This is a genomic window from Cytobacillus firmus NBRC 15306 (genome assembly GCF_001591465.1).
Classification (GTDB): domain Bacteria; phylum Bacillota; class Bacilli; order Bacillales; family Cytobacillaceae; genus Cytobacillus; species Cytobacillus firmus.
Genome location: NZ_BCUY01000103.1, coordinates 1 through 10,840 on the forward strand (window position 1 = coordinate 1; position 10,840 = coordinate 10,840).

Consider the following 10,840-nt stretch of genomic DNA (forward strand, 5'->3'; position numbering starts at 1 on the left):
GATATTATAAATTAAAATGATTACCGAAGTATATATCTGCTCAATTCGACAAAATTCGGGCGGTGCCTGTCACCACTTGATTAAAGGCAATATATGATTGAAGACGGGATTCTGGATGAAATACGGGATATTGACCTCACGACCACAGACGAATTGCTTCAGGAATCACTGTCCAAAAGCTCAAGCAACCGCCTCACTGAAATTATTTCAACCATACAGGAAGAACAGAACAAAATAATACGTGCTGATCTGAATAAGCCCATCATAGTTCAAGGAGCGGCAGGCAGCGGCAAGACAACAATTGCCCTGCACAGAATAAGTTATTTTATTTATCAGTACAAAGAAAATTTTGCCCCTGAACAGCTTATGATACTGGCGCCTAGCAGGCTTTTCATTGATTATATTTCAGAGGCTCTTCCCGAGCTGGGGGTAGAAAGAGTCCGCCAGACAACCTACCAGGAATATGTGCTGGCATGTCTTGGCGAGGAACTGAAATTGGCGGAAGACAATAAATTAGTGAATCTGCTTGAAGACCATGGCAGAGAGGAAGTAAAACTTGCAGCCTGGGCATCATCGATTAAAGGTTCGCCTGTATTTCAAACCATTCTCACTAATTACCTCAGAGAAATATATAATAGCTTCTGCCCCAGTGATGATTTTATGGTAGATAAGTTCAGGCTTTTTGGCCGCAAGAAATTCTTCCAGCTTTTTTTAGAGGACTACAATTATCTCCCTCTTTACCGTAGGCTGGAAAAATTTAAGGCTGTGCTTCAAAACGATCTTGCAAAGAAAAAGAAAAATATCATAAAGAAAATCGAAACGTATTATGACGAGAGAATCGAAAGGGCCCTTTACAGAGGGAAAGATCCTGAAAAAAGAAGACAGTATGTTTCCGATGCGCTTGATAAAAAGGCAGCCAGACTGGAAGAATTAAAGAAAAGCTTTAGAACAGCTGTGCCAAAATACATGAAGCAATTTCCAAAAAAAAGTCTGATCCGGTATTATAAAGAATTATTTGAAGATGCCGGCCGTCTTTCAAGGTTGTCAGGCGGAAGTTTAAAGGAAAAAGGTGCAGAAATTCTTTGTGAATACTGCACGAAATGGTTCAGGAAAAAAGTGTATGAGAGGGAGGACTTGGCTTTAATGCTTTATCTGCAGGAAAGCTTATTTGGCATTCCTAAAGAGCTGAAGGCGAAAAATATCGTCATTGATGAAGCCCAGGACTACAGCTTTATGGAGCTTCTCTCTTTAAAAAAGTCACTTGATACAGATATGTTTACACTAGTGGGGGATCTTGCCCAGGGAATTCATTCCTACAGGGGGCTTACAAGCTGGCAGGAGGTTCTGGACTATATTTTCCCCCGTGCAACATATACAGAGCTTCAGAAAAGCTATCGTACGACAGTGGAAATTATGGAAAAAGCAAATGAATTACTCAAGCTCCTTCCTTATACATTCCCCGAAGTGGAGCCGGTTGTACGCCACGGGAAAAGTCCTGAGTTTATCAAAAGAGCGAATGGAATCGAACTGGTAAAACAGCTTGAGAAAAAGGTTGTTTCATTGAAAGAAGAAGATTATAAAACATTTGCGGTGATCGGGAAAACGATGAAAGACTGTCAGCTCATTCACAGCCTTTTTGAAAAGCATGCCAGGCTTCCTTTTAAACTGCTTGAGGAGCAGGAAAGCATCCCGAAAGATCAAATTGTTATCGTGCCATCTTACTTGGCCAAGGGACTTGAATTTGATGCCGTTATGATTTTGTCCATGGAAGAGGAGTTTTCCAGAAATTCTGAACTGGATATTAAATTGCTATATGTCGCCATGACACGGCCACTACACCGATTATATTTTTATGGATTGGAACAAGGCAATTTCATAGTAATATAAAACTTCAGCAGCTGATTTGTCAGCTGCTTATTCTTTTTGAGAAAATGATCCTGTCCCTTGTTTAGGACAATTTTTCACCGGGAAAATATTTTTACATGAGAAAAAATGGCAAAGAATGCGGAAATATAATTCCGGCATCTGCCGTTTATATAGATGGGCGATTGCTTCTCTAAGGCAATCGCTTTTGTTTTGAAGTGTAAACAGTAGGTCTCCTTTTCCTGGAAATGATAAAATGAATTAAAACATGGAAAGGGATGATTCAATCTTATGAAGGATATCAGCGGCACTTTAACCTTAAATAATGGAGTTGAAATGCCTCAATTCGGGCTCGGAGTATATAAAGTCGACAAGGGATTGCAGATTGAAAACACAGTAAAAGATGCCATTAACATAGGATACAGGCTGATTGATACTGCGGCTTTTTATGAAAATGAAGAGGGTGTTGGAAAGGCAATAAAAGAAAGCGGAGTGCCCAGAGAAGAGCTGTTCATTACGACAAAAGTATGGAATACGGACCAGGGATATGACCAGACCCTTAATGCCTTTAATAATAGTTTGAAAAAGATGGAATTGGATTACATAGATTTATACCTTATCCATTGGCCGGTTAAGGAGAAATACCTCGAAACCTGGAGGGCGCTTGAAAAGCTTTATAAGGATGGAAAGGCAAGAGCCATAGGGGTAAGCAATTTTCAAATTCATCATTTAAAGGACATTCTGGAAAATTCTTCTGAAAAGCCTGCAGTCAATCAGGTTGAGCTGCATCCTCTTCTTTCTCAGAAAGAATTGAGGGCATTTTGCGGTGAACACAATATAAAAGTACAGGCCTGGTCACCAATTGCCAGGGGAAGAGTGCTCGAGGACAGTGACATAAAAGAAATTGCCAAAAGGCGCGGTAAATCAGCAGCCCAGATTATTCTTAGATGGCATCTCCAAAACGGCATAATGGTCATTCCTAAATCAGTGAAAAAAGATAGGCTAAGGGAAAATGCAGATATATTTGATTTTGAATTAACTGAAGATGAAATGAGACAAATGAATGAATTAAATAGTAACCAACGCTTTGGAGCAGATCCGGACAATTTTGATTTTTAAAATTCTATTTCAAAAAACATCCTAACGGGTGTTTTTTTTATTTTATAAAATTTTTCCAGAAGAATAGTTTTTAAATTTTTGGTTTTAGATAATGAATCCTGGGTAATTTAATTATACAAGCAGATAAGATCACCAAAAGCTGCGCAGCTGCTGAATGAAATTCTTTATCTGAACAAAAGCTAAACCAAATTAAAACGAGGAGTGATTTTCAATGTTAAGCTTTTTATGGGCATTAATTATAGGTGGTATCATTGGTTGGTTAGCAGGTATGATCTTGGGACGAGATATTCCAGGCGGAATTATTGGTAACATCATCGCTGGTTTCATTGGTGCATGGTTAGGTTCATTAATTCTTGGTGATTGGGGTCCAGTCGTAGCTGACTTTGCTATTATTCCTGCTTTAATTGGTGCTATCGTGCTTGTATTCATCGTAGGCTTCATCATGAAGGCTATGCGTAAATCTCATGACTAATTGAATTAGTAAAAGAAGTCCCGTTTGGGGCTTCTTTTTTTGCATTAAGTATTCTGCTTCTTAGAAGAAAAATAAAAGCTGCCTCAGTAAGGGCAGCTCTAAATTAAAAACGATACGGGTCAATTCCCTTGAAAATCTCAGGGTTATCCAAAAAAGGCGCATGACAGACTATAGTTTCCTCTAAGAATGGGTGTGGAATCTCAAGCCTTACGGCGTGCAGTGCCTGCCGTGAAAAAGCAGGTTTCCCGCCATATAAAGTATCCCCTGCAAGAGGATGTCCGATATGACTTAAATGAACACGTATCTGGTGTGTTCTGCCTGTATCCAAACGGCATTGAATAAGTGAAAGACTTTGTTTAGAAAAGTACTCAATTAGTTCATAGTTCGTTGAAGCAGGCTGGCCGCCGGGGGATACTCTTCTTCTGGTTGGATGATGCCTGTCCCGCCCGATTGGTTCCCTGATGGTTCCTTTGCTCTTTAAAATTCTGCCATGGACTAAAGCCAAATATGTGCGTTTAATTCTTCTTTCATCCAGCTCTTTATCCAGAATTGCACCTGCTAATGCATGCTTCGCAAACAAAATGGCACCGGTTGTGTCACGATCCAGGCGATGTATATGTTTTATGCCCCTATATTCCCCCTGCATTTGCATATGAAAAGCTGCAGCGTTTGCGAGGGTATTCGATTGATCCGGTGAGTTAGGATGCGTGTCCATGCCGGCCGGTTTATTCAAAACAAGCATATGGTCATCTTCAAAAAGAACATCAATCTCATAAAATGAGGGGATAACGCCTGGGGCTTCATCCTGGAAAAACTGAAATTTTAATTTATCTCCTGCATGCACAGGTTTTGTCCAATTAGCAGATTCATCATTGGATAGAACCTGTTTTTTCATTCTCATATTGTGTGTTTGTTTTTTTGGTGCTCCCCATAATGTCCGGACAATATATTCGATTGAATAGCCTTCCCAGTGAACAGGCACCTCTATTTCACACCATTCACCAAACCTTTGTATTTTTACCATAAATTACTCCTTATCTGATTGAATAATCATTGCTTTAATACATATAAATTAATGACAATAATATTTTAGCCTTTAAAGACAGCTGATAAAAGGAATAGTACTCTCCAAAAATTATTGTAATATTTAAAATCACCTTTTATTTTGCTGGAAATGGGGTTATTATAGAGCTTTAGAACTAATTAATTGGCATTAGGCCTGTGCCATCTATTTCAGGAGGAGGAATAAATGCCAACAAATCCCTTCTCCATGGGTATAATTACCACCCTAAAGGGCTTTCGGAATATGATATTCTAAATGTATATATTACGAACTGATTACAAGGATTACAAAGGTGGGTTATCAGTGAAGGTTGTATTTGCATCAACTCCTGATCAGGAACAAAAAATTCAAGAATTAATAGGGAAATTCTATTCAAATGTGTTTCCTCTTTATTTCACAGACGATGATATAAGAGAATTTGAACAGCAGAAGATTTTACATACTTCTACCAGACACTTTGAATACTTCGGAACATTAAAGGAAGCATACCAGGTTATAGCAGGGCTGCAGACGCTTATTGCTATTCTGGAATCACGCCCAATCAGCGGTAAATATGAAACGATATTTTTTAAAAATGTTCAAATACTTCAAGAATTCGGTTTATCATTTCCGTTTGATTACAGTCATTTTTGCGGAGAGAGAATGCCCCGGACTGATTTATTCAGTGTTTATGCTAAAGCCGCAAATGAAATGCTTGTATGAAAAAAACGCCTGCTGCTGCAGGCGTTTTTGGGTTATTTTGAATTCTCATTAAACCATTGTTCAAAAACTTCTTTTTCCTGAGAACCGGTAATCCTGTTAACCTCTTTGCCGTCTTTGTATTGAACGATTGTTGGAGTTTCCTTAATTCCGTAATTGTCCCAGCCGTCTTCAAATTCAAGCAGGTTGAATTGCACCAGATCAATACCTATATCTTCTGTAAGCGGAGCCACCACAGGAGTTGTCTTTTGGCAATGAGGGCATGTCGGGCTATAAAAATAAACGGTTACATCTTCATTGTTATTTAACTTTTTCTCCAATTCTTCGGGAAGGATCAGGTTTTGATAATTTGGGTCTTCAAGCTGTTTGACTGTTTCAGGATGAAGTGAATCCTTTCCATATGGATTTTTCTCTGACACTTTTTCTTCATTTTGCATTTTAGTTAAGATTCCAACTGCTGCAAATAATGCAACGATAATAGCAAGAAATATAATGACCTTTTTCATTATTCTGCTGCCTCCTTCGTTTTCTTCCAGACAAGATAACTGCAAATAAAAATAATTATAAAAGCTGTTAATGCTAAAAATGGGATTGTAACAAATCCCAGCCAATTAATGTACTGCCCCGTACAGGGAACCCTCCCGCATGCTGCTGCATGATCAGCCATAAATGAAATCTTCTGAATGGAGTAGTGGTAAATGGAAATGCCTGCTCCAACAGCAGATAACACCATTGTATATAAGCTGATGCGATAATCCTTCTTAACCACAGCCAAGCCTAGGACGACAGCAAAGGGGTACATGACAATCCTCTGATACCAGCAAAGCTCGCAAGGTTCATATTGCCTGATTTCCGAAAAATAAAGGCTGCCGAACATAGCAAGAATCGAAGCTGCCCAGGCAATAAACAGCAAATTCTCCCGCCGGTCTGTTTGTGTTTTCTCCATAATAATCTCCTTATAAATATGTACTCTAAAATTATAAAGCTATTGGACATCCCTTGTAAATCAACATGTTCAAAGGACATACCGAAATAGGGCATTTGTAATATTAAAATGGCTTCAGGCAAGGAACAGGGAGGATTAAGAAATTTAAAAGAAGATATTCAATCATCAATATAGAAATATATATGAAGGAAAAGAAGCAAGATAAGAACAAGAGGGAAATATGCTAAGAAAAATTCTGATGGTGTTATGAATGCAGTAAAAAAGGGAAAAGAAACCTGTATATCACTGGAGAAGCTGATCTTTCGCAACAGCTCCCAGGATAATTAATACGAGAGAAAGCAAGTATAAAATCTTAACTTTGAAAACTGTCTAGCTCCAGTGCCTACCCCCTCGAGGTTTCGGGGGTGGGCAAGGCGCTTCCGCTTTTCTAAGAAAAGGAGTGCACCACCATTGACAAAGCTTGATTTAAAGAAATTTGAAAAGAAAATGATTATCAGAAATACCCGGCATTCAGATATAGATCATATCATTGCCCTTCAGGAGCTATGTTTTCCCGGCATGGTTCCCTGGAAGAAGGAACAGCTTGAAAGCCATCTGGAAATTTTCCCTGAAGGCCAGTTTGTTGCAGAATATGACGGGGAAATCATTGGTTCCTGCTCAAGCCTTATTATAAATTTTGATGAGTATGATGACCGTCATTCCTGGGATGATGTGACAGACAAAGGATACATAACGAACCATAATCCCGAAGGCTATAATCTCTATGGAATAGAAGTAATGGTTCATCCTGATTACCGCAGGATGAAAATCGGCCATCGCCTGTATGAAGAAAGGAAAGAGCTTGTCAGGTCTTTAAATTTAAAAAGCATCATCATAGGCGGGCGTATTCCAAACTATCATAAATTCTCGAATGAAATGAATCCAAGAGAGTATGTAAACGAAGTTTCGCTCCATAAAATCTATGACCCGGTCTTATCCTTTCAGCTCCTGAATGGATTTACCCTGATGAGGATTAATCCGAACTATTTGCCCGATGATGTGCAGTCAAATAAATATGCAACCCTGATGGAATGGAATAATGTCGACTACAGGCCAATGAGCAAACGGTTTTATAAAACAAGCTACCCGGTCCGTATATGCGTGGTTCAATATTTAATGCGGCAGATAAAATCTTTCGATGAATTTGCGCATCAGGTGGAATATTTTACAGATGTTGCTTCAGATTCAGGGTCCGACTTTGCCGTTTTTCCCGAGTTATTTACTACCCAGCTGATGTCCTTTTTGGAGGAACGTTCACCAAGTCTTGCGGTCAGAAAGCTGACAGAATACACTGAGCAATACATCGAGTTATTTACGGATTTGGCAGTCAGGTATAATATCAATATAATTGGCGGCTCTCATTTTGTTAAAGAAGATGATGATGAGATTTACAATATCGCTTACCTTTTCCGCCGGGATGGTACGATTGAAAAGCAGTATAAGCTCCATATTACGCCAAATGAGCGCAAATGGTGGGGTATCAGCCGCGGGGACGAAGTAAAGGTATTTAATACGGATTGCGGAAAAATAGCCATTCAAATCTGCTATGACATCGAATTCCCTGAGCTGGCGAGAATTGCGACAGATAAAGGTGCAAAAATTATATTTACCCCTTTCTGTACCGAAGATCGCCAGGGATATTTACGAGTGCGCTATTGTGCTCAGGCGCGCGCTGTTGAAAATCAGATATACACGGTTATTTCAGGTACGGTCGGCAATCTTCCGCAAACAGAGAATATGGATATTCAGTATGCACAATCGGCCATTTTTGCACCATCCGATTTTGAGTTTGCAAGGGATGGCATTGTGGGGGAGACAAATCCAAATATTGAAATGGTCCTGATAGGTGATGTTGATCTGGAAATCCTCCGCCGCCAGAGGCAGGATGGCACGGTGCGCCAGCTAAAAGACCGCAGGCATGATATTTACAGCATTAAATATAAGAAGTAATATATAGTTGCAGCTTGAGCGCCTTTCAATTGGCGCTCAACGCTTTTAATGGGTAAAGCAAAGCCTTTGGCAGCGCATACATATGTCAGGGTGGATTTTGTCAAAATAACTCGGATATTTTTAAAAGGAATATCTCCCTGGAACTCGAAAAGGATATGCAGAAGCTTTTTTTAGGAGGTCATATGATGGAATGGAAAACAGCGGCAGAACGATGGATAAACCATGAGAATTTGGACAGTGAATTATTAGAACAGCTGAAACGTCTGCAGGGAAATGAAAAGCTCCTTGAAGAAGCATTTTATAAGGGACTGGAGTTCGGAACAGGCGGTATGCGCGGGGAAATTGGCCCGGGAACAAACCGCATGAATATCTATACTGTCCGGAAGGCATCTGCAGGATTAGCGGCATACATAGAGGAAAAAGGGTTGGAGGCTAAAAACAGAGGGGTGGCAATTGCCTATGATTCACGCCGCATGTCTCCGGAATTTGCGATGGAAGCAGCTAAAACACTTGCCAGCAGAGGCATACAGACATATGTATTTGACGAACTTCGTCCAACCCCTGAACTTTCATTTGCAGTCCGGTACCTGCATGCGTATGCAGGTATAGTCATTACAGCCAGCCATAACCCTCCGGAATACAATGGTTATAAGGTGTATGGATCGGATGGTGCTCAGCTGACTCCAGCCGAAGCTGACATTGTTATAAGCAAAGTAAATGAATTAGAAAACGAGTTGCTGATAGAAGTAATGGATGAAGAAGTGTTAAAGGAAAAGGGGCTCATTACCATGATTGGCAAAACAGTTGATCAGGCCTATCAGAAGCAGCTCCTTACCATTTCCGAAAATCCCGGTGCCGCAAATGAAGCGGATGTGCGTGTAGTATTTACGCCTCTTCATGGTACGGCCAACAAGCCTGTCAGAGAGGCATTGGCAGCGCTGGGCTATGTAAATGTGCATGTGGTAAAGGAACAGGAGCTCCCGGATCCTGAGTTCTCAACAGTAAAGAGTCCTAATCCAGAGGAAAAAGATGCTTTTGAGCTGGCAATGAGAGATGGAAGAGAAACCAATGCAGATCTGTTAATTGCTACAGACCCGGACGCCGATCGTCTTGGCATTGCTGCCAGGAACAAAGAAGGTGAATATGTTCTTTTGTCAGGAAATCAGACAGGTGCGCTGCTGCTTCACTACATACTTTCTCAGAAAAAGGAAAAGAATACGCTGCCTGACAATGGTATCATGTTAAAAACGATCGTTACATCTGAATTTGGCCGCAGGGTTGCCTCTTCTTTTGGAGTAGAAACCATTGATGTTTTAACTGGCTTCAAATTCATTGCAGAAAAAATCAAAGAATATGAAGAGTCGGGTGAATACAGCTTCCTGTTCGGATATGAGGAAAGCTATGGATATCTTATCGGCGACTTTGCAAGGGACAAGGACGCTATCCAGGCAGCGCTTCTTGCGACAGAAATGGCTGCTTATTATAAAAAGAAAGGCATGTCCCTATATGAAGCATTGCTCAGCTTATTTGATGAGTTTGGCTATTTCCTTGAAGGATTAAATTCAATGACTCTCAAAGGAATTGAAGGAGCTGAAAAAATCCAGCAGACACTGGCATCTTTCCGTGCTAATCCGATAAAGGAACTTGAAGGCATGAAAGTTCAGGCTGTAGAAGATTACTTAACAGGAATCAGAACGGAAGCAGATGGAAAAGAGGAGAATATCGGCCTGCCAAAGTCCAATGTTATTAAGTATTTCTTCGAAGAAGGTAACTGGATCTGCCTAAGGCCATCAGGTACAGAACCGAAAATTAAATTTTACTTTGGAATCAATGACTCTTCATTAGCAGGCAGCAAGGAGAAACTGGAATCCGTTCAAAAAGCATTTATGGGCATCGTGGAAGAAAGAATGGGTATTTCAGTATCAAAATAAATTTCACACCCAGAAGTGTCAACAGAAAGGAAGATTCGATGTTAAAGGGACAAACGGCAATTGTAACAGGTGCATCCAGAGGGATCGGCAAGGAAATCGCTGTTAAGCTGGCTCAGCAGGGTATGAAGCTAACCCTGATTGGAAGTTCAGAGGAAATAAATCAATCTGCAGAAGACCTCAATAAAATGGGATTTACAGATGTACTGCCTATTCAGGCGGATATTTCAGATGAAGCTCAAGTAAAGGCTGCAGTTGAAAAAACTCTTCAAACATACAAACAGCTTGATCTTCTTGTGAATAATGCAGGTATGGGCTTTTTCAAGCAGGTTGATGAAACAACACTGGACGAGTGGAAAAAGGTCTTTGAAGTCAATGTGCAGGGAGTTTTTCTCGGAAGCAGGGCAGTACTGCCCCACATGAAAGAGCGAAAATCCGGTACAATCATTACCATTTCTTCAGATGTAGCCAGGTATACTATCCCAAATGGCTCAGCCTATACGGCAACAAAATATGCAGTTCAAGGCTTTTCGGGATCTTTAGCTCAGGAAGTCAGAGAATACGGCATCCGAGTCGGAACCATAAATCCTGGAATGGTTGATACGTTTTTTGCAGAATCCAAGCAGGGACTTGAAGAGAAAAAAGATTGGCTGAAGGTCGAAGATATCGCAAATGCTGTTGTTTACATGGCATCAGCGCCGAAACACATGATGATCGACGAAATCGTTCTTCATCCATTTGTTCAGAACTATCCAATAGCA

10 protein-coding genes are annotated in these 10,840 nt (G+C 40.4%); 7 read left to right on the forward strand and 3 right to left on the reverse strand.

From position 1 onward, the window contains the following. The first annotated feature begins 93 nt into the window (after window positions 1–93). From BFI01S_RS19215 to BFI01S_RS19225, 3 genes are all read left to right on the forward strand, one after another. The gene (locus BFI01S_RS19215) at window positions 94–1,887 is read left to right on the forward strand and encodes a HelD family protein (protein WP_235831233.1); all 1,794 of its coding nucleotides are present in this window, start codon (window positions 94–96) and stop codon (window positions 1,885–1,887) included. A 267-nt stretch (window positions 1,888–2,154) separates the two neighbouring features. Further along, complete coding sequence (locus BFI01S_RS19220) at window positions 2,155–2,982, forward strand: aldo/keto reductase (protein ID WP_061794040.1); 828 nt, start codon at window positions 2,155–2,157, stop codon at window positions 2,980–2,982. Window positions 2,983–3,193: 211 nt separating this feature from the next. Beyond that, window positions 3,194–3,454 (forward strand): GlsB/YeaQ/YmgE family stress response membrane protein, encoded by a 261-nt coding sequence (locus tag BFI01S_RS19225; RefSeq protein ID WP_035326710.1) that lies wholly within the window; start codon window positions 3,194–3,196, stop codon window positions 3,452–3,454. 103 nt (window positions 3,455–3,557) lie between these two features. Here the strand turns inward: BFI01S_RS19225 and BFI01S_RS19230 are convergent, their stop codons facing one another. Continuing rightward, entirely contained in the window at window positions 3,558–4,478 is a 921-nt protein-coding gene (locus tag BFI01S_RS19230) for an RluA family pseudouridine synthase (protein WP_061794041.1), read from the reverse strand. A gap of 342 nt (window positions 4,479–4,820) precedes the next feature. On the opposite strand from BFI01S_RS19230, the gene BFI01S_RS19235 reads away from it, so the two are divergent. After that, window positions 4,821–5,219 carry a YhcU family protein gene (locus BFI01S_RS19235; protein ID WP_061794042.1) on the forward strand — a complete coding sequence of 133 codons (399 nt, stop codon included), beginning with the start codon at window positions 4,821–4,823 and terminating at the stop codon, window positions 5,217–5,219. A gap of 32 nt (window positions 5,220–5,251) precedes the next feature. On the opposite strand, the gene BFI01S_RS19240 is transcribed toward BFI01S_RS19235, so the two are convergent. Continuing rightward, window positions 5,252–5,722 (reverse strand): thioredoxin family protein, encoded by a 471-nt coding sequence (locus BFI01S_RS19240; protein ID WP_061794043.1) that lies wholly within the window; start codon window positions 5,720–5,722, stop codon window positions 5,252–5,254. Beyond that, window positions 5,722–6,162 (reverse strand): disulfide oxidoreductase, encoded by a 441-nt coding sequence (locus BFI01S_RS19245; protein WP_061794044.1) that lies wholly within the window; start codon window positions 6,160–6,162, stop codon window positions 5,722–5,724. Before BFI01S_RS19245 ends, BFI01S_RS19240 begins: the two co-directional genes overlap by 1 nt. Window positions 6,163–6,648: 486 nt before the next feature. Between BFI01S_RS19245 and BFI01S_RS19250 the strand changes: the two genes are divergently transcribed. From BFI01S_RS19250 to BFI01S_RS19260, 3 genes are all read left to right on the forward strand, one after another. Next, complete coding sequence (locus tag BFI01S_RS19250; RefSeq protein WP_061794047.1) at window positions 6,649–8,151, forward strand: carbon-nitrogen hydrolase family protein; 1,503 nt, start codon at window positions 6,649–6,651, stop codon at window positions 8,149–8,151. 185 nt (window positions 8,152–8,336) lie between these two features. Continuing rightward, window positions 8,337–10,082: a phospho-sugar mutase gene (locus tag BFI01S_RS19255; RefSeq protein ID WP_061794045.1), complete on the forward strand. Its 1,746-nt coding sequence runs from the start codon at window positions 8,337–8,339 to the stop codon at window positions 10,080–10,082. 38 nt (window positions 10,083–10,120) lie between these two features. Next, on the forward strand, window positions 10,121–10,840 hold a 720-nt coding region (locus tag BFI01S_RS19260), incomplete at its 3' end, for an SDR family oxidoreductase (protein WP_061794046.1).

What these genes read in the sequence shown, in the direction of transcription:
- BFI01S_RS19250 (WP_061794047.1), top strand. Translation starts at nt 6,649, where the DNA reads ATGATTATCAGAAATACCCGGCATTCAGATATAGATCATATCATTGCC.
- BFI01S_RS19230 (WP_061794041.1), bottom strand. Translation starts at nt 4,478, where the DNA reads ATGGTAAAAATACAAAGGTTTGGTGAATGGTGTGAAATAGAGGTGCCT.
- BFI01S_RS19225 (WP_035326710.1), top strand. Translation starts at nt 3,194, where the DNA reads ATGTTAAGCTTTTTATGGGCATTAATTATAGGTGGTATCATTGGTTGG.
- BFI01S_RS19220 (WP_061794040.1), top strand. Translation starts at nt 2,155, where the DNA reads ATGAAGGATATCAGCGGCACTTTAACCTTAAATAATGGAGTTGAAATG.
- BFI01S_RS19255 (WP_061794045.1), top strand. Translation starts at nt 8,337, where the DNA reads ATGGAATGGAAAACAGCGGCAGAACGATGGATAAACCATGAGAATTTG.
- BFI01S_RS19215 (WP_235831233.1), top strand. Translation starts at nt 94, where the DNA reads ATGATTGAAGACGGGATTCTGGATGAAATACGGGATATTGACCTCACG.
- BFI01S_RS19245 (WP_061794044.1), bottom strand. Translation starts at nt 6,162, where the DNA reads ATGGAGAAAACACAAACAGACCGGCGGGAGAATTTGCTGTTTATTGCC.
- BFI01S_RS19240 (WP_061794043.1), bottom strand. Translation starts at nt 5,722, where the DNA reads ATGAAAAAGGTCATTATATTTCTTGCTATTATCGTTGCATTATTTGCA.